The sequence below is a fragment of the Belnapia arida genome, assembly GCF_016773205.1.
Classification (GTDB): Bacteria; Pseudomonadota; Alphaproteobacteria; order Acetobacterales; family Acetobacteraceae; genus Belnapia; species Belnapia arida.
Genome location: NZ_JAETWB010000123.1, coordinates 1 through 2427, shown reverse-complemented (window position 1 = coordinate 2427; position 2427 = coordinate 1). Strand labels below are relative to the sequence as shown.

General features: G+C 64.1%; 1 protein-coding gene and 2 pseudogenes. 1 reads left to right on the top strand and 2 read right to left on the bottom strand.

What is annotated here, in order from left to right:
- A pseudogene (locus JMJ56_RS35975) lies at nt 1-450 on the top strand (hypothetical protein); the annotation flags it as partial.
- On the opposite strand, the pseudogene JMJ56_RS34640 reads toward JMJ56_RS35975, so the two are convergent.
- Nucleotides 359-1403: pseudogene (locus JMJ56_RS34640) on the bottom strand (IS110 family RNA-guided transposase); the annotation flags it as partial. The pseudogenes JMJ56_RS35975 and JMJ56_RS34640 sit on opposite strands and share 92 nt — an antisense overlap.
- Nucleotides 1404-1647: 244 nt before the next feature.
- Entirely contained in the window at nt 1648-2259 is a 612-nt protein-coding gene (locus tag JMJ56_RS32925) for an acyltransferase (RefSeq protein WP_202836090.1), read from the bottom strand.
- Between the last annotated feature and the right edge of the window lie 168 nt (nt 2260-2427).

The following is a 2427-nucleotide window of genomic DNA, read 5'->3' as shown; positions in this document are numbered from 1 at the left end:
ACTGCCACCCCGGCCCGCCTGAGCCGTGGTCACCCGCAGCCCATCAGCAAATTCCACCACGTTGACGGACGTGACCCAGCTCGGCCGAACCTGGGGGTCCGCAGGGCCGAGGCGAGGTGGGCACGCCGGCAGGCCCGCTTCGACGAGGCGGTGCGGCTGCATGCGGCCGGCGCCTCGATCAACGCCATCTCCCGGCAGGTCGGCACCGACCGCAAGACACTCCGGCACTGGCTCCAGGCGGGCGCCATGCGGACCTGGCGCAGGCCACCGCGCGGCAACCTACTCGATCCCTATCGCGAGCACCTGGAGCGGCGCTGGGCGGAGGGTTGCTGCAACGCGGCCCAGCTGTGGCACGAACTCGCCGCGCTGCGCTTCCCTGGCCGGCCCGCTGGAACTGCGCGCGGAGGTAGCCGTCCTTCTTGCGGCTGGCGGCCCAGGCGCACTGGATGAGGGCGGTCTTTAGCCACGGTGCGCCCTTGCGCAACCGGGTGGAGCGGCGCTTGCCCGCACTTTCGTCGTTGCGCGGACACAGACCCGCCCAGGACACCAGGTGCGCGGCAGTAGGGAAGCGGCGCATGTCGCTGCCGATCTCGGCCACAATGGCCCGAGCGGCGAGGTCGCCGATGCCGGGCACGGTCCGCAACAGGCGGACCGCATCACGGAAAGGGTCGAGGTTACGCTCCACCTCGAGGTCGATCGCCTCGAGCGCCTTCGCCAGCGCGTCGTATTGGCCGAGGTGCAAGCGGAGCAGAAAGCGATGGCTGTCGCCGACGCGCCCGCTCAGGGCGGCACTCAGCTGCGCCGGCTCGGCCTCTACTCGGCGATGCACCAGGGCGAGCAGCTTCTCGGGGTCGGTCTCGCCGGCGACGAGTGCCTCAGGGATGGCCCGGCCGCTCAGGCCCATGATGTCGGTGAGCACCGAGGCGAGCTTGAGGTTGGCATCTTCCAGCGTCTTTTGCGCCTTTGCACGTGGCTGGACTGCTCGCGGACCAACTACTTGCGGGTGCGCAGCAGCGCGCGCATTGCCTGGGTCGGCGCGTCCGGCACAAAGCTGGCGCGCACCAGCTCGTGGGCTAGCAGGTCGGCCAGCTAAGCCGCGTCCGCCACGTCGGTCTTGCGCCCAGGCACGTTCTTCACATGCGCCGCGTTGGCCAGAACCAGCGTCAGTTCACCGTCCGAGAGCACGTGCCAAACCGGCTTTCAGTACACCCCGGTCGCCTCCATCACGGCATGGTGCAGCCGCATTCGGCCAGCCAGTCGCCCAGCGCTAGCAACCCGGGCGTGGTGGTGTCGAACCGGCGCACCTCGGTCCGCACCCCGCCCAGCTCGGCCAGCCGAACCGCCGCCACCACGTTGTCCTTGTGCACGTCGAGACCCGCGCAGCGCGGGTGGAGAACTTCCATCGTTCCCTCCCTCTGTGCCGCCAGCGCAGGACGTCCCGGGTGCAAAATCTAGGCAGCGCGCTCCCGGACCTCGCAGCCCATGGCGCAATCGGGGGTGCTTCAGGCGTCCCGGATCCAACTAATACGCGGGCTCGTGCGCACCATGACGATGCCGACCTCTCCGCCGACGGACCTCACCAGCCTGGCACAGGTTTCATCCACGGCGGGTCGGCCATTCCGGTGAGGAACTAATACCGCACAACCGTCACAGCATAATGCGATCACCGGATGGGAAGTTTCGCTCCCAGCGGATACCCTCTCGGATGACCCTCGCGGGTACTCCGGCCGCCGTCACCTTGGGCGGTATAGTCCCTGACACCACAGATTGGGCACCGATTACAGATCCCGCGCCTACGCTTGCGCCCCGGCCAACATAAGAGCGGTAGCCTACCCAAACGTGGTCTGCCAATGAGACTGCCGCGCCAGGGTTGATGCGATTGCCTGTGATCTCATCGAAGATTGGATGCATATCGCTGACAGTAATGAGCACCGACGAGGAAATCATACAATCAGCACCGATGTGAACATGCGATGTCTCGTGGAGCTGTATGGAGGATCCGCCACCAATTGTGGTGTGATGACCTATGTCTACGCAAGCATCGTTGACCCGGATAAAGCCGATATAGCCATCAATTACAGACCATTCACCAATGGTGACTGTGTTATTATCGCCCCGTATATCAATTGTAGCTTTTAAAATGACGTTTTTTCCTACGCGCACGATGTTACCGTTGCCTTGAAACTTCACTGGGCGATCAATGTCACTTTCTAAAAGTGCAGTATTATTGTGTTCGTCTCTGTATTCACCGGTCTTCAAGTTCGCCACTCCCGCATGCAAAACGGCAACGAACTCTACTTTAGGTTATGTGCAAGCTCAAACAAAACTGCGGCCAGTTCGCGCCATTGACTGACCTGACCCCCTAGGAGTGGTCCGCCGGTAGAGTAGTCCGGCGGCTGCGTTAGGAGGCGGGCATGGCACGGGGTA